13 protein-coding genes are annotated in these 15,589 nt (G+C 61.7%); 3 read left to right on the forward strand and 10 right to left on the reverse strand.

The genetic code is table 11. The annotated features are described in order from the left end of the window. Nucleotides 1-69: 69 nt before the first annotated feature. From rpoD to rpsU, 3 genes are all read right to left on the reverse strand, one after another. Nucleotides 70-1,929, reverse strand: coding sequence for an RNA polymerase sigma factor RpoD (gene rpoD / locus HV822_RS11085; protein WP_238870045.1), 1,860 nt, complete (start codon nucleotides 1,927-1,929; stop codon nucleotides 70-72). Nucleotides 1,930-2,017: 88 nt separating this feature from the next. Further along, nucleotides 2,018-4,000, reverse strand: a complete 1,983-nt coding sequence (gene dnaG, locus HV822_RS11090; protein WP_238870046.1) for a DNA primase — start codon at nucleotides 3,998-4,000, stop codon at nucleotides 2,018-2,020. 196 nt (nucleotides 4,001-4,196) lie between these two features. After that, nucleotides 4,197-4,412, reverse strand: a complete 216-nt coding sequence (gene rpsU, locus HV822_RS11095; RefSeq protein WP_083725792.1) for a 30S ribosomal protein S21 — start codon at nucleotides 4,410-4,412, stop codon at nucleotides 4,197-4,199. A gap of 207 nt (nucleotides 4,413-4,619) precedes the next feature. On the opposite strand from rpsU, the gene tsaD reads away from it, so the two are divergent. Then, nucleotides 4,620-5,657 (forward strand): tRNA (adenosine(37)-N6)-threonylcarbamoyltransferase complex transferase subunit TsaD, encoded by a 1,038-nt coding sequence (gene tsaD, locus HV822_RS11100; RefSeq protein WP_238870047.1) that lies wholly within the window; start codon nucleotides 4,620-4,622, stop codon nucleotides 5,655-5,657. Here tsaD and plsY read toward each other — a convergent pair. Then, nucleotides 5,647-6,231 carry a glycerol-3-phosphate 1-O-acyltransferase PlsY gene (gene plsY, locus HV822_RS11105; protein WP_238870048.1) on the reverse strand — a complete coding sequence of 195 codons (585 nt, stop codon included), beginning with the start codon at nucleotides 6,229-6,231 and terminating at the stop codon, nucleotides 5,647-5,649. The two genes, tsaD and plsY, sit on opposite strands and share 11 nt — an antisense overlap. Nucleotides 6,232-6,284: 53 nt before the next feature. On the opposite strand from plsY, the gene folB reads away from it, so the two are divergent. Continuing rightward, nucleotides 6,285-6,647 (forward strand): dihydroneopterin aldolase, encoded by a 363-nt coding sequence (folB, locus tag HV822_RS11110; RefSeq protein WP_238870049.1) that lies wholly within the window; start codon nucleotides 6,285-6,287, stop codon nucleotides 6,645-6,647. Then, complete coding sequence (gene folK, locus HV822_RS11115; protein ID WP_238870050.1) at nucleotides 6,644-7,186, forward strand: 2-amino-4-hydroxy-6-hydroxymethyldihydropteridine diphosphokinase; 543 nt, start codon at nucleotides 6,644-6,646, stop codon at nucleotides 7,184-7,186. Before folB ends, folK begins: the two co-directional genes overlap by 4 nt. Here folK and HV822_RS11120 read toward each other — a convergent pair. From HV822_RS11120 to HV822_RS11145, 6 genes are all read right to left on the reverse strand, one after another. Next, nucleotides 7,165-8,403 (reverse strand): multifunctional CCA addition/repair protein, encoded by a 1,239-nt coding sequence (locus tag HV822_RS11120; RefSeq protein ID WP_238870051.1) that lies wholly within the window; start codon nucleotides 8,401-8,403, stop codon nucleotides 7,165-7,167. The genes folK and HV822_RS11120 overlap by 22 nt on opposite strands. Nucleotides 8,404-8,724: 321 nt before the next feature. Continuing rightward, nucleotides 8,725-10,278: a SpoVR family protein gene (locus HV822_RS11125; RefSeq protein ID WP_238870052.1), complete on the reverse strand. Its 1,554-nt coding sequence runs from the start codon at nucleotides 10,276-10,278 to the stop codon at nucleotides 8,725-8,727. Further along, nucleotides 10,275-11,546, reverse strand: coding sequence for a YeaH/YhbH family protein (locus HV822_RS11130; protein ID WP_238870053.1), 1,272 nt, complete (start codon nucleotides 11,544-11,546; stop codon nucleotides 10,275-10,277). The genes HV822_RS11125 and HV822_RS11130 overlap by 4 nt, the downstream gene beginning before the upstream one ends. Nucleotides 11,547-11,732: 186 nt before the next feature. After that, nucleotides 11,733-13,655 (reverse strand): PrkA family serine protein kinase, encoded by a 1,923-nt coding sequence (locus tag HV822_RS11135; RefSeq protein ID WP_238870054.1) that lies wholly within the window; start codon nucleotides 13,653-13,655, stop codon nucleotides 11,733-11,735. Nucleotides 13,656-14,437: 782 nt separating this feature from the next. After that, nucleotides 14,438-14,758, reverse strand: coding sequence for a thiosulfate sulfurtransferase GlpE (gene glpE / locus HV822_RS11140; protein WP_238870055.1), 321 nt, complete (start codon nucleotides 14,756-14,758; stop codon nucleotides 14,438-14,440). A 15-nt stretch (nucleotides 14,759-14,773) separates the two neighbouring features. Next, nucleotides 14,774-15,586, reverse strand: a complete 813-nt coding sequence (locus tag HV822_RS11145) for a symmetrical bis(5'-nucleosyl)-tetraphosphatase (RefSeq protein ID WP_238870056.1) — start codon at nucleotides 15,584-15,586, stop codon at nucleotides 14,774-14,776. Between the last annotated feature and the right edge of the window lie 3 nt (nucleotides 15,587-15,589).

Raw genomic sequence — 15,589 nt, forward strand, 5'->3', positions numbered from 1 at the left:
GCACTGTAGCAGAAAGCACAAACAAAACGCCCGGCTCAAGGCCGGGCGTTGTAACCGCATACTGTGCGCTTACTCGTCGAGGAAGCTGCGCAGGTGATCGCTGCGGGTGGGGTGGCGCAGCTTGCGCAGCGCCTTGGCTTCGATTTGACGAATCCGCTCACGGGTAACATCGAACTGCTTACCAACCTCTTCCAGCGTGTGGTCGGTGTTCATGTCGATGCCAAAGCGCATACGCAGGACCTTGGCTTCACGGGCTGTGAGGCCGGACAGGACATCGCGTGTCGCTTCCTTGAGGTTTTCCACGGTGGCCGAGTCGATCGGCGATTCCATGGTGCCGTCTTCGATAAAGTCGCCCAGATGCGAGTCTTCATCGTCACCGATGGGGGTTTCCATCGAGATCGGTTCCTTGGCGATCTTCAATACCTTGCGGATCTTGTCCTCAGGCATTTCCATGCGCTCGCCCAGCTCTTCCGGGGTCGGCTCGCGACCCATCTCCTGCAGCATCTGGCGGGAGATACGGTTGAGCTTGTTGATCGTCTCGATCATGTGCACCGGAATACGGATGGTGCGCGCCTGGTCGGCAATCGAGCGGGTGATCGCCTGACGGATCCACCAGGTAGCATAGGTCGAGAACTTGTAGCCGCGACGGTATTCGAACTTGTCCACGGCCTTCATCAGACCGATGTTGCCTTCCTGGATCAGGTCAAGGAACTGCAGGCCACGGTTGGTGTACTTCTTGGCGATGGAGATAACCAGACGCAGGTTAGCCTCGACCATTTCCTTTTTGGCGCGGCGGGCACGGGCTTCACCGATGGACATGCGGCGGTTGATGTCCTTGATCTCGGAGATGGTCAGACGAGACGCTTCTTCCAGCTCGGCCAGCTTCTTCTGCGCGCGCAGGATGTCGCCCTTGAGTGCTTCGAGACCTTCGCTGTAACGCGGCTTGTCGGCCAGCAGTTCGTCCACCCAACCTTCGTTGATTTCGTTGCCGGGGAAGCTGCGCAGGAAATCGGCACGCGGCATACGGGCATCGCGCACACACAACTGCATGATGGCACGTTCTTGCTGGCGGACCTGATCCTGGGCGCCACGCACGCGGGTCACCAGCGCTTCGTATTGCTTGGGAATCAGCTTGATCGGCATGAACAGGGTCGCCAGGGCTTCCTGCTCGGCAACCACTTTGGGGTTGTTGCGCGGGTGCTTCTTCAGCACCTTGTGCAGCTTCTGCAGTTGCTCTTCGATCGCGCCAAAACGCAGACGGGCTACTTCCGGGTCCGGGCCGCCGTCGCCTTCGTTGTCGTCATCGCTGTCATCGTCGCTGTCGTCTTCATCCTCGTCGTCGTCCTCGGACTTTTTCTGGTCCTTGGCTTTGGCGGCGGGGATTTCGGCGTTGTCGGTGCCGGACATGCCATCGTCATCGGGGTCGATATAACCGCTGAAGATATCCGACAGACGGCCACCTTCTTCGACCACGCGAGCGTAGTCGGCGAGGATGTCGTCGACCGTGCCGGGGAACATGGAGATAGCGGCCATGACCTCGCGAATGCCTTCCTCGATGCGTTTGGCGATTTCGATCTCGCCTTCGCGGGTCAGCAGTTCGACGGTACCCATCTCACGCATGTACATGCGCACCGGGTCAGTGGTGCGGCCGATGTCGGTTTCAACGGCGGCGAGGGCGGCAGCGGCCTCTTCGGCAGCAGCTTCGTCGGCGTCATTGTCAGCCAGCAACAGCGCATCGGCGTCAGGTGCTGCTTCGAACACCGTGATGCCCATGTCGTTGATCATGCGGATAATGTCTTCCACCTGCTCCGGATCGGAGATATCCTCGGGCAGGTGATCGTTGACCTCCGCATAGGTCAGATAGCCCTGTTCGCGACCACGCGCGATGAGCTCTTTGAGACGGGATTGCTGTTGCGCTTTTCCGGACATAACAACCCTTGTGGATGCCTTGGTGTGCAAAAAAGTAAGCTGCGGATTATACCCTGATTTCAGCTGCCGACGCCACTTGAAGAGGCTGTCAGCTGTCGCCTTTCGCCATGTTGCGGCTGTTCAGAAGGTCCCGTAGCTGTTGCTTTTCCTCGTTGCTGAGCGGTTCTTGGACCGATTTGTCGAGGAGCTGTTCGATGCGTCGCTCGGATTGTCGAGCGGATAATCTGTTAATGGTGTCGAAAAACTGTTGTTCAAGGTTGGCGCTGGGAATATTCAGCAGCCACTCCTGTTCCGCCAGGCGGTTCAGCTGCTCGCCGAGGGCGGTGCCGTGCCAGCGCGCCAGTAGCTCAATTGTAGTCAGCCCTGGCTGTTTCTGCGCTGCCTCGATCAGTGCAACCAATAGTCGCGCTTCGTCTTCGTTCTCATCTGCCAGCTGATTGGCCTGCTGCACGTGCGCCGCCAGATGCGGGTGATGCAGCAGTGTGCGCACTGCTTGCAGTAGTGGGCTGTCAACTGCGCGGCGTGGTCCTTTGTGTCCTTCCGGCCGGGCATCGCGCGGGCGATCTTTGCGCCATTTCTGGCGGCCTTCACCCCAGTCCTTGCTCTTGCCTTTGCCCTGCTGTGGCGGTGGCGGGCTGCCCATGTCTTCGGGCAGGTAGTAGTCCTGGTCCGGTGCCTCGCGTTCGCTCCAGTCATCCCAGGCGCCGGCAGGCAGGTCGTCGTAACTGGGGGCGTCCTGGGTGGCTGCTGGCGCCTCGTCCGGCAGGCTGGCCGGTATGACGTCATCGAGGTCGACGCCGGTCTGTTGTTGCAGTGACTGACGCAGCAGTCGGCGCAACAGGCTGCCAGGCACCTGCTCGATCAGTGGCAGCGCCAGGGCGGCCATGTGGGCCTTGCCTTCCAGGCTGTCGGCGCCGGCCTCTTCGGCCAGGTGCCTGAACAGGTAGTCGGTCAGCGGCTGCGCGTCGCGGCTCAGGCGGCGGCGGAAGGCGTCGGTGCCTTCTTCGCGGATCATGCTGTCCGGGTCCTGTCCGTCCGGCAGGAACAGAAAACGCACATGACGGCCGTCTTCCAGTACCGGCAGGGCGGCGTTCAGGGCGCGCCAGGCTGCCTGGCGGCCGGCGCGGTCACCGTCAAAGCAGAACACCACGCTGTGAACCAGGCGGAACAGGCGCTTGAGGTGGTCTTCACTGGTCGCTGTGCCGAGGGTGGCAACGGCGTTGGTGACGCCGTGCTGGGCTAGGGCAATGACGTCCATATAGCCTTCGACCACCAGAATGTCTTCTAGCTGGCGATTCTGCTGCTTGGCTTCAAACAGGCCGTACAGTTCCTGGCCTTTGTGAAATACCGTGGTCTCGGGCGAGTTCAGGTACTTGGGCTTTTCGTCGCCCAGCACCCGGCCGCCAAAACCGATGACCCGGCCGCGACTGTCGCGGATCGGGAACATGATGCGGTCACGAAAGCGGTCGTAGCGCTTGCCGCTATCCGGATTCTCGACCACCAGGCCGGCCTCGATCAGCGCCTTTTCCTCGCTGGTGTCGCGGGCCAGATGTGACATCAGATTGTCCCAGCCAGGTGGTGCCAGGCCGAGGTCATACAGTTTGGCGATCTGGCCGGACAGGCCGCGCCCTTTCAGGTAGCCCACCGCGCGCTGGCGCTGCGGGTGCTGACGCAACTGCTGGCGGTAGTAGGCTGCAGCTTGTTCAAGCAGGGCGTAGAGCGGGTTGTCCTTGCGTGGCGTGCGCGGACCCTGTCGCTTGTCGCTGCGCTCTTCGTACTGCACTTCTACGCCAGCCTGGCGCGCGAGTTCTTCTACCGCCTGGGGGAATTCCAGGCGATCGAAGTCCATCACGAAGCCGAGCGCGTTGCCGCCGGCCCCGCAGCCAAAGCAGTAGTAGAACTGTTTGTCGGGGCTGACGCTGAACGACGGCGACTTTTCGTTATGGAACGGGCACAGAGCGGAGTAGTTTTTGCCGGTCTTTTTAAGCTTCAGGCGCGAGCCGACCGTCTCGACAATGTCGGTACGGGCGAGCAAGTCGTCAATGAAGCCTTGCGGGATAAGTCCGGCCATCTACCTGTCTGTCCTGTGCGGCAGCGCGGTCTGGTAGGCGCGCGACGCTCAAGTGGACCATAAACGCAAAAATCCAGCCAGTTCCTTGCGGAAGGCCGGACAGATGCGTGTTCCAGTCGAAAATCAGTCTGCCCGAAAGGCCTTGTCGGCAATCGGTGGGCCTGCAATCAGGCCCGGCAGAACTGAGGAATGGAACTCAGTACAGACGCTCGCGGCGACGTTGCTCGCGCTGGATCTTCTTGGCGTGACGCTTAACAGCGGCAGCAGCCTTGCGCTTGCGCTCGGTAGTGGGCTTCTCATAAAACTCACGACGGCGTACTTCAGCCAGAACACCGGCTTTTTCGCAGGAGCGCTTGAAACGACGCAGAGCCACGTCGAAGGGTTCGTTCTCTTTAACTTTGACGGCAGGCATGTCGTACCTTTCTCAAACGTTGGTAATCATTGCCCCAGGCGATTGGCCTGTGGCGATTGCATTTCAAGGGACGCGGATGTTACCGCCTAAATTGGATAAATGCAAAGCCTATGGCGACCATAAAGGCAAAAAACTGGCCTGCAGCCGCCGGGCTGATTATGATGCGCGGCTTATGGCATAGATGTGAAGTGAGGCACAGGTTAAATCATGCGCGTCTTGGGTATTGAAACCTCCTGCGATGAAACCGGTATCGCGCTGTACGACAGCGAGCGCGGCCTGCTGGCCGATGCGTTGTTCAGTCAGATCGATTTGCACCGGGTGTACGGCGGCGTGGTGCCCGAACTGGCCTCGCGTGACCACGTTAAGCGCCTGGTGCCGTTGATGCGCGAGGTCTTTGCCAAGGCCGGGCTGCAGCCGGGCGAGGTGGATGCGGTGGCCTACACCGCTGGCCCTGGCCTGGTGGGAGCGCTGCTGGTGGGTGGCGCCTGCGCCCGCGCACTGGCCTTTGCCTGGGGTGTGCCGGCGCTGGGCGTGCATCACATGGAAGGGCACTTGCTGGCGCCGATGCTGGAAGAAACGCCGCCTGAGTTTCCCTTTGTCGCCTTGCTGGTTTCCGGTGGTCATACCCAGTTGGTGCGCGTAGATGGCATTGGTGAGTACGAACTGCTGGGCGAGTCGCTGGATGACGCGGCTGGCGAGGCCTTCGACAAGACCGCCAAGCTGATGGGGCTGCCGTATCCGGGCGGCCCGGAGATCGCCAGGCTGGCCGAGCAGGGCCGCCCGGGTACGTTTGTGTTCCCGCGTCCGATGACCGATCGCCCCGGCCTGACCTTCAGTTTCAGCGGGCTGAAAACCGCTGTGCTGACCGCCTGGCAAGCCTGCGCCGCACAGGGCGAGCCGGATGCGCAGACGTTGGCTGATATCGCGCTGGGGTTTGAGACCGCCGTGGTCGAAACGCTCACCATCAAGTGCCGCCGCGCGTTGAAGCAGACGGGTTTGAAGCGGCTGGTGATTGCCGGCGGCGTAAGCGCCAATCGGCGCCTGCGCCAGCAGCTGGAAAGCATGACGGCCGAACTCAAGGGTAATGTGTTTTACGCGCGTCCGGCCTACTGCACCGACAACGGCGCAATGATCGCCTACGCCGGTTGCCAGCGACTGCTGGCAGGCCAGCAGGACGAAGGCGGGATTGAAACGCGCGCCCGCTGGCCCATGGAGCAGTTGCCGCCGATTGCGGTCAAGGCCTGAAGCGGTTTTCAACGCCAGCCAGCAGGCGACCAATATTCAGACGATGGCGCAGCAGGATCAGCAGCACCATCAGGGTCACCGGAATGAGCAGGCTGGGTGCCAGCCACGCGAGTGCCGGCGGCAGTGACAGCGCCGCCAGCAGGGACGCCAGCGAGGCGATGCGCTGCCAGTAGAAGGTGGCTAGCCAGAGCGTGGCGGCGATCAGCGCGGCAGGCCAGCAGAGCACCAGCATGACGCCGGCGGCGGTGGCAACGCCCTTGCCACCCTGCAGGCGATGGAAGATGGGCAGGATATGGCCGCATACGGCGGCGAGTCCGACCCAGCCCTGTTGCAGGCTGGACAGCTCGGCGTGACGGGCCAGAGCGACGGCGAGCGCGCCTTTGCCAAGGTCACCGGCCAGGGTGGCCAGGGCCAGGGAGCGATTGCCCAGGCGCAGCATGTTGCTGGCGCCGGGGTTACCCGAGCCGAGCTTGCGCGGGTCGGGCAGATGGCGCGCACGGCTGATCAGCACGGCGAAGGACACCGAGCCGAGCAGGTAGGCGATGATCAGCCAGAACGCAAAGTGGGTATGCATGCAGCTGCCCCGGGCAAAATGACGTTTGATTGTAGTCGACACGGGAGCGTGCTGTGGACCAGGTTTTTATCAGAGGGCTGGCGGTGGACACGGTTATTGGTGTCTACGACTGGGAACGCACCATCACCCAGCGGCTGGTCTTCGATCTTGAGATGGGCTGGGATATTCGCCCGGCGGCTGCTGAGGATGAGTTGGCGCATACGCTCAACTATGCTGCGATCAGCGAGCGGTTGCAGGCCTTTGTCGGCCAGAGCCGCTATTTGCTGGTGGAGACCCTGGCCGAAGAACTGGCTGCGCTGTTGATGACCGAGTTCGGCATTCCCTGGCTGCGCCTGCAGGTCACCAAACCGGGCGCCGTGCCGGCAGCCGCGGGCGGGGTTGGCGTGATTATTGAACGGGGAGTCAAAACGGCGTGACCAGGGTTTATCTGGGCATTGGTTCCAACACGGGTCGTGAACACCATCTGGCGCGCGGTCTTGATGCACTGAGCGAGCTGTGTGGCGGGCTGCAGTTGTCGCCGTTGTTCGAGAGCGAAGCTGTTGGGGTGCTGGGCACGCGTTTTTACAACATGGTGGTCGGGCTGGAAACCCACCTGAATCTGGCTGATCTGAATGCGGCGCTCAAGGCAATCGAAGCCGCCTGTGGCCGCCGGGAGTCACCGCTGCCGGGGCGCATCACCCTGGATATCGACATTTTGTGCTATGGCGATTTGAGCGGCGTGCATGAGGGTATTGTGCTGCCGCGCCCGGAGGTCACCCGCAACGCCTTTGTACTCTGGCCGCTGGCGCTGCTGGCGCCGCAGCAGCGCTTGCCGGGAGCCGAACAGACCTTTGCACAGCTGTGGGCGGGCTGGCAGGGCAGCCAGTCACTGTGGCCAGTGGCGTTCAGTTGGCGTGATCGCGAGCTGACGCCTGCGCATCTGCTGGCGAGCTATCAGCCGCGCGAGGCCTTGTAGTCGCTGAGCGCCTCCAGCCGCGCCTGTTCCAGCGCGCGTCCCATCTCTGCACCCTGTAACCCCTTTTCCAGCAACGGTCGAATGTCCACGCCGCGTGCGGCCTCTGCCGCGCCGCGCAGGTAGTCCGCCTGTGGGTAGGGGCGCGTCTCAAACCCGGTGCGACCTTGCGCATCGGCAATGCACACCGCCAGAAACTGCTCGAAGCGCTCGCCGCGGCGGTAGATATCCAGCGCCTTGAACAGCTTGAGCAGCGTTTGTGGGCGCAGCTCCAGCGCCCGATGGCAATGGGTGTGGTACTCGCAGGCCAGCAGCGCCAGTTCCTGACAGTCGCGCGGTGCCTTGCAGCGCTTGTTGACGGCTTTCACCGCCTTCAGTCCGCTGGTCTCGTGGCCGTGGTGCTTGGGCCAGTGTGCTGGCGGCGTCAGGCCTTTGCCCAGATCGTGCAGCAGGCAGGCCCAGCGGGCGGGCAGTGGTAATTGATCGCGGGCGGCGATGTGCAGTACCTGCAGTACGTGCACGCCGGTATCAATCTCCGGGTGATGGGCTTCGGGTTGCGGTACGCCAAACAGTGCGTCGACCTCCGGCAGCAGTTCGGCCAGCGCGCCGCAGTCACGCAACACCTGAATGAAAACCTCCGGGTTCGGCTCCATCAGCGCGCGGCTGATTTCCATCCAGCTGCGTTCTGCTGTCAGCGTTTTCAACTCGCCCGACTCGCTCAGCTGGCGCATCAGTGCCATGGTGTCATCGGCCACCCGAAAGCCCAGACGGGCGTAACGCGCGGCAAAGCGGGCGACGCGCAATACGCGCAGCGGGTCTTCGGCAAAGGCGGGGGAGACGTGGCGCAACAGCTTGTTGTCGAGGTCTTGCTGACCGCCGTAGGGGTCGATGATCTGGCCGTCTTCGGCCTGCGCCATGGCGTTGATCGTCAGGTCGCGGCGGATCAAGTCTTCTTCCAGTGTCACGTCCGGGCTGGTGTGAAACACAAAGCCGCCGTAGCCGACACCGCTCTTGCGCTCGGTGCGTGCCAGGGCATATTCCTCGCCCGAGGTCGGGTGTAGAAACACCGGAAAATCCTGCCCCACCGGCCGAAACCCATCGCGCTGCAGCTGCTCCGGCGTCGCGCCAACCACCACCCAGTCGCGGTCTGTCACAGGCAGACCCAACAATCGGTCACGGACGGCGCCGCCGACTAGGTAGGTGGAATAGGGCTCGGACATGGGGGCTCGCGGTCAGTTGTTTGTGGGGGTAGAGCTTGCAGCTTGCAGCAGATGGCTGCAAGGGGCTTGAGGCTGGAAGCTTGAAGCAGTCCGAGGTGTTACGGACATTGGCTTTTTGCCCATCAGCGTCTTTGATTCGCAGCCGACCTCGTTGGCGACTGGAGGTATGTCGCGTCCGTACAGCAGGTCGCGTTCAGGCTGCAAGTCAGATGTTCGGTTTTCCCGCAGACTCCGCGTGACAGGATTTTGGCCGGCCCCACCCTGATTAAGCCTCCAGCCTCCAGCCTCCAGCCTCCAGCCTCCAGCCGGCGCGCAGCGCCGTCAGATGGGCGGTATATTCAGATCAAACTTGGGTATCCGTTCTTCTTCGGGCTCGGGGCGGGGTGGGATGTGGGCTTCGCTGACCACGTGGTTACCGTCGAGGCTTTGCAGGTGCACGTCAAAGCCCCACAGCCGATGCAGGTGACGGAGCATTTCTTCGGTTGAATCGCCGAGTGGTTTGCCCTGGTGACGCTGATGGCGCAGGGTGATGGAGCGGTCGCCGCGGCGGTCCACCGACCAGACCTGGATGTTCGGCTCGCGGTTGCCGAGGTTGTACTGCGCGGCCAGCAGCTCGCGGACGGCGCGATAGCCGCTGTCATCGTGAATCGCGGCGACCTCCAGGTGGTCGTCGGCTTCGTCATCGACGATGGCAAACAGCTTGAAGTCGCGAATCACCTTGGGCGACAGGTACTGCAGGATGAAACTTTCGTCCTTGAAGGTGCGCATGGCGAACTTGAGAGTTTCCAGCCAGTCACTGCCGGCAATGTCGGGGAACCAGCGGCGATCTTCCTCGGTTGGGTGTTCGCAGATGCGGCGAATGTCCTGCATCATGGCAAAGCCCAGCGCGTAGGGGTTGATGCCGCTGTACCAGTTGCTGTCGAACGGTGGCTGGTAGACCACGCTGGTGTGCGACTGCAGAAACTCCATCATGAAACCGTCGGTCACCTTGCCCTCGTCGTACAGGTGATTGAGCAGGGTGTAGTGCCAGAAGGTCGCCCAGCCCTCGTTCATCACCTGGGTCTGGCGCTGCGGATAAAAATATTGGGCGATCTTGCGCACGATACGCACCACTTCGCGCTGCCAGGGCTCGAGCAGCGGCGCGTTTTTTTCGATGAAATACAGCAGATTTTCCTGTGGCTCGCTGGGGTAGCGCGCGGTGTCTTCGGCTTCGGCGTGGTGGTGCGGGTTGACCGGAATGGTGCGCCACAGCTCGTTTACCTGTCGCTGCAGGTGCTCCTCGCGCTCGCGCTGGCGTTGACGTTCCTCGGCGGCGGAGATGGGGTAGGGGCGTTTGTAGCGGTCCACGCCGTAGTTCATCAGGGCGTGGCAGGAGTCGAGCAGGTCTTCTACCGCGTCGATGCCGTAGCGCTCTTCGCACTCGGTGATGTACTGCTTGGCGAACACCAGGTAGTCGATGATGGCGCTGGCGTCGGTCCAGCTGCGAAACAGGTAGTTGCCCTTGAAGAAGGAGTTGTGCCCGTAGCTGGCGTGGGCGATCACCAGTGCCTGCATGCACATGGTGTTCTCTTCCATCAGGTAGGCGATGCAGGGGTCGGAGTTGATGACAATTTCGTAGGCCAGCCCCATATGGCCGCGGCGGTAGCCCTTTTCGGTGGCCAGAAAGTGTTTGCCGTAGGACCAATGGTGATAACCCAGCGGCATGCCGACCGAGGCGTAGGCGTCCATCATCTGCTCGGCGGTAATGACCTCGATCTGATTGGGGTAGGTGTCCAGCCCATACACCTCGTGGGCGATCCGGCCGATCTCCTGGTCGTATTCGCGGATCAGCTCAAAGGTCCACTCCGAGCCGGTGGAAATGGGCGTGCGGCTCATGTCGCCATCCTCTTCTGGAACAGCTTGCGGAACACCGGGTAGATGTCACCGGCGTCGACGATCTGCTGCTGGGCGAAGCTGTCGGCAAAGTGCTCGGCTACCGCCTCGTACTCGTGCCAGAGCGTTTGATGCTCGCGCGGGGTGATCTCCACATAGCAGTAGTACTGCATCGCCGGCATGATCTGGCGCACCAGCAGATCGCGGCAGATGGGCGAGTCATCGTTCCAGTTATCGCCGTCGGAGGCCTGGGCGCAGTACAGGTTCCACTCGCCCGGCGGGTAGCGCTCCTCGACGATCTGCTGCATCAGGCGCAGGGCGCTGGAGACGATGGTGCCGCCGGTTTCGCGCGAGTAGAAAAACTCCTCCTCATCCACCTCCTTGGCGCTGGTGTGGTGGCGGATGAAGATCACGTCGATACGCTCGTAGTTACGCTGCAGGAACAGGTAGAGCAGGATGTAAAAGCGTTTGGCCAGGTCTTTGGTGGCCTGGGTCATAGACCCGGAGACATCCATCAGGCAGAACATCACGGCCTTGGATGATGGCGTTGGCTGTTTGACGATCAGGTTGTAGCGCAGGTCGAAGGTATCCAGGAAGGGGATGCGCTCGATGCGGTTACGCAGCGCAGAAATTTCCTCCTGCAGGCGCTGGATACCGCTGAGATCATCCGGGTGCTCAAGCCTGAGCTGCTCCAGCTCAGCGCGGGCCTCACGCAGCCGCCTGCGGCTGCCGCCGCCCAAGGCGATACGGCGAGCCTGGGCGGCGCGCATGGAGCGAACGATGTTGATGCGCGAGGGGTTGCCCTGCTGGCTGATGCCGGCGCGCACCGGCTTGAAGCTGTCGGTGTCGGTCAGCTGGCGTTTGACCAGGTTGGGCAGGGCGAGGTCTTCAAACATAAAGTCCAGAAACTCGTCCTGGGTGATCTGAAAGACGAATTCGTCCATCCCCTCGCCGCTGTCGCCAGCCTGGCTGCCACCCCGTCCGCCGCCACCGCCCTGTGGCCGGGCGATGCGGTCGCCGCTGGCGAACTCGCGGTTGCCCGGATGCACCTGAGTCTGGCGGCCGCCCTTGCCGTGATGAAAGATGGGTTCGTCGATATCGCGATTGGGGATGCTGATGCTTTCGCCGTGCTCGATATCGGTGATCGAGCGCCGCCCGACAGCGTCTTCGACCGCCTTTTTGATATGTGATTTGTAGCGCCGCAGAAACCGCTGGCGGTTCACGGTGCTCTTGTTCTTGCCGTTCAGACGGCGGTCAATCACGTAGCTCATTCAGGGCCCTCCGGGCCAGCACCTTTCAGGCAGCTGCAAGCGACAAGCTTCAAGCTGCAAGTAAAAGCGCTGGCGCTGCCGATCTCTTCGTGAGCCTCAAGCCATAATGCGGCGCAGGCCAGCTTGCCGCTTGAAGCTTGCCGCTTGAAGCTTGCCGCTTGAAGCTGCCCAGCGACGGCGCAGCCGTCACTGGGCTTTACGCACCCGCAGGTACCATTCCGACAGCAGGCGCACCTGCTTCTCGGTGTAGCCGCGCTCGACCATGCGGTGCACGAAGTCGTTGTGTTTCTTCTGATCCTCGGTAGAGGCTTTGGCGTTGAAGCTGATGACCGGCAGCAGGTCTTCGGTGTTGGAGAACATCTTTTTCTCGATTACCACGCGCAGCTTTTCGTAGGACAGCCAGCTGGGGTTTTTGCCGTTGTTGTTGGCGCGGGCGCGCAGCACGAAGTTGACGATCTCGTTGCGGAAGTCCTTCGGGTTGCTGATGCCGGCGGGCTTTTCGATTTTCTCCAGTTCCTCGTTGAGCGAGGCGCGGTTGAGGATCTCGCCGGTTTCCGGGTCGCGGTATTCCTGGTCCTGGATCCAGAAGTCGGCGTACAGCACGTAGCGGTCGAAGATGTTCTGGCCGTATTCGCTGTAGGACTCGAGGTAGGCGGTCTGGATCTCCTTGCCGATGAACTCGACGTAGCGTGTGGCCAGATACTCCTTGAGAAAGCGCAGATAGCGCTCGCTGACCTCGTTGGGGAACTGTTCCTGCTCGATTTGCTGCTCCAGTACGTAGAGCAGGTGCACCGGGTTGGCGGCCACCTCGGTGGTGTCAAAGTTGAAGACCTTGGACAGGATCTTGAAGGCAAAGCGGGTAGACAGGCCGTTCATGCCCTCGTCCACACCTGCGGTGTCACGGTACTCCTGAATGGACTTGGCCTTGGGGTCGGTGTCTTTCAGGTTTTCGCCATCGTAGATGCGCATCTTCGAGTAGATGTTGGAGTTGTCCGGCTCCTTCAGGCGTGAGAGCACGGTGAACTGGGCCAGCATCTTCAGGGTGTCGGGGGCGCAGTGGGCGGCGGCCAGCGAGCTGTTGGTCAGCAGTTTTTCGTAAATCTGAATCTCGTCGGTGACGCGCAGGCAGTAGGGCACCTTGACGATATAGATACGGTCGATGAACGCCTCGTTGTTCTTGTTGTTGCGGAAGCTGTGCCATTCCGACTCGTTGGAGTGAGCCAGAATCACGCCACTGAATGGGATCGCGCCCATGCCCTCGGTGCTGTTGTAGTTGCCTTCCTGGGTCGCGGTCAGCAGCGGATGCAGCACCTTGATCGGTGCCTTGAACATCTCGACAAATTCCAGCAGGCCCTGGTTCGCGCGGCACAGACCGCCGGAGTAACTGTAGGCATCCGGGTCGTTCTGCGGGAATTCTTCCAGCTTGCGGATATCCACCTTGCCGACCAGTGAGGATATGTCCTGGTTGTTTTCATCGCCGGGCTCGGTCTTGGCGACGGCGATCTGCTGCAGGACCGAGGGGTAGAGTTTCACAACCCGGAACCGGGAAATGTCGCCGTTGAATTCGTGCAGGCGCTTGACCGCCCAGGGTGAGATGATGCTGTTGAGGTAGCGCCGCGGTATGCCGAAGTCCTCTTCGAGGATGGCGCCGTCTTCGGTGGCATTGAACAGCCCGAGTGGCGACTCGAACACCGGTGAGCCTTTGATGGCGTAGAACGGCACCTGCTGCATCAGCTCCTTGAGTTTCTCTGCCAGCGAGGACTTGCCGCCACCCACCGGGCCCAGCAGATAGAGGATCTGTTTGCGCTCCTCCAGTCCCTGCGCGGCGTGTTTGAAGAAGGAGACAATGTGCTCAATGGCGTCTTCCATGCCGTGAAAGTCAGCGAACGCCGGATAACGCTTGATGATCTTGTTGGAGAAAATCCGCGACAGGCGCGAGTCCAGAGAGGTATCGATCAGCTCGGGCTCGCCGATAGCCATCAACAGGCGTTCAGCGGCGGTGGCGTAGGTGGTCGGGTCGGTTTTGCACAACTCCAGGTATTCCTGAAGGCTGTACTCTTCCTGCCGGGTAGCTTCAAAGCGGTTCTGAAAATGACTGAAAATGCTCATGACTCGACCTCGCAGCAGCTGAGGCCGCACCCGCCCGTGGCGCAAGTCAGGTGGGTACAGACCCTCGGGATGAGGTCTGGCGCTTCCGGGCAGCAGCCCGCACGACGCGCTTTACCGGGCGACGGCATGTCCTGATGCGTAAATCCCCCAAAACGCAACCGCGAGCATGGTCAGGAGTCTGTCGGAGGCGCCGGGCGGCCAATCGGTGACTGGTCGGACGGTGGATCCGGCAGGCTCCCGTGTTTATCGGAAGCCGGCAGACCGACGTTCTCTTTCTTGATTCGCCTGAGTTCAGGATAGATGCAAATGCGCGGTGTAACAGGAGTTTTCTCAGGATTTTTTGCTGCAGGAGTGCGAAGGCACGGCTGGCGGGGCTTGCGGGCACATCGGTGCAAGAGGCTCTGCTTAGATTCTTACCAACGCTCTGGCTAGCTGCAGGTGAAGCATACGGATTCGTGCCGTCGATGCGTCAGCTTTTCGCCTTTTACGGCGAGCCAAGGGGGGGGCTGCTTGTCCAGCCCCCCTTAGCGATCCCCCGGGGCACCCGACTACGCGGCCCTGCGGGTTCGCTGCGTTGCCCGGTCTGACGGGGGGGGGCGGCGAGGTGCCGGCAGAACTCGTCGCTGCGCTCCTCAAACATGCTGCCGTCCTATTTCCCGTCACCCCTGCGCTACTCGCCGCGTAAGCGGGGTTGACCAGCCGTGCACGCTGCACCATTGGGTTTATTCCCGAATCGGTTTTCCCTGCGTCGGAATACCAAGAAGCCAGCAACGTTGGCGGTGTTATTCGGCGCTGACGCGCTCCGGATAGGTCTGGCGCCACAGGTCAAAACCGCCATCCAGGCTGTAGGCCTCGGCAAAGCCGATGCTGGCCAGGTAGGCGGCGGCGCCCTGGCTGGAGTTGCCGTGGTAGCAGCAAACGATCAAGGGCGCCTGCTGGTTGGCGTTGGCGACGAAGTCGGCGAGGTTGTCGTTGTCCAGGCGGATGGCGCCCGGAATGTGGCCAAAGTCGAAGCTCTGCGGGTCGCGGATATCAACCAGTTGGGCGTTGTTGTCCAGCAACTGGCTGGCGGTGTGCGGGTCGATACGTTTGAAATCGCTCATGGTTTTCTCGCCGGGTCAGTGATCGCAGTCGCAGTGATGCAGCTCGCGGGTATCCAGGTTCATCAGCGTCATCCGGCCGCCCCAGACACAGCCGGTGTCCAGTGCATGCACGCCTTGGGTGCCGGTGCGGCCTTCAATGGCTGCCCAGTGGCCAAAGATAACCTGAATGTCCGGATCCTGGCGTGGGTAGCGAAACCAGGGTGCATAGCCCTTGGGCATGCTGTCCAGGCCTTCCTTTGATTTGAATTCCAGGGTGCCGTCGGGCTTGCAGAAGCGCATGCGGGTCAGGTAATTGGTGATCGCGCGCAGACGGTCTATGCCTTTGAGACTCGGCTTCCAGCGCGCCGGTTCGTTGCCGTACATCTCGTCCAGATAATCCGGCAGGCGCTTGTCGTTGCGCAGTACCTGCTCCACCTCGCCAGCCAGTGCCAGAGTCTGTTGCACACTCCAGATGGGCGGGATGCCCGCGTGGGTCATGACAAAGCCCAGCTCGGCGTCAAAATGCGCCAGCGGGCGTTGGCGCAGCCAGCCCAGCAGACTGTTGCGGTCGTCCGCTTTGAGCAGGGGCTTGAGGGTATCGGACTTGCGCACCCTGCTGCCGTTGCGACTGGCCGCCAACAGGTGCAGGTCATGGTTACCAAGTACCGCGATGCAGGCGTTGTCCAGCTTTTGCAGAAAGCGCAGGGTGCCGAGCGAGTCCGGTCCACGGTTGACCAGGTCGCCAACGGACCAGAGCACGTCGCGGGAGGGGTTGAAGTCAACCTCGGCGAGCAAACATTGCAGGGGCTTGAGGCAACCTTGCAGGTCGCCAACGGCATAGGTGGTCATAAA

The organism is Halopseudomonas maritima (genome assembly GCF_021545785.1).
Taxonomy (GTDB): domain Bacteria; phylum Pseudomonadota; class Gammaproteobacteria; order Pseudomonadales; family Pseudomonadaceae; genus Halopseudomonas; species Halopseudomonas maritima.